This window comes from Acinetobacter sp. UBA1496 (assembly GCF_002324975.1).
Lineage (GTDB): Bacteria > Pseudomonadota > Gammaproteobacteria > Pseudomonadales > Moraxellaceae > Acinetobacter > Acinetobacter variabilis.
In genome coordinates this window covers 398-739 of record NZ_DCRI01000104.1, presented here as the reverse complement: position 1 = coordinate 739, position 342 = coordinate 398, and the positions used below count along the sequence as shown (strand labels likewise).

The following is a 342-nucleotide window of genomic DNA, read 5'->3' as shown; positions in this document are numbered from 1 at the left end:
TTATAAACTTCATAATTTGCATTATCCGCGGCCGTACCTTTTGCCAAAGGAATCACTGGAATAGTCACCATAATGTTGGTTGCACTTGCCTTGGTTTGTCGGTTTCCAGATACTGTAAAGCCCGGAACATTAAATTTCACATTATTTAACTGGGGAACGGTGATACCGGTCGTATTACTATCAAATGGCTTACTGGTAAAACCATGTTCACCAAAGATGGCAATATCCAAAACCCCAGAAATTTGCTGACTTAAATCGGTTGCATTATTAGCCTTACCAAACTTTGCTGCTGCAGTACTGGTAGAGCCTGAGGTATCTGCAATTTTCATATAACCACTGAAA

At 40.1% G+C, this 342-nt stretch carries 1 pseudogene; it reads right to left on the bottom strand.

Annotation, left to right across the window (positions count from 1 at the left end):
• Positions 1-329, bottom strand: a pseudogene (locus B3143_RS12925) (hypothetical protein); the annotation flags it as partial.
• Positions 330-342 lie beyond the last annotated feature (13 nt).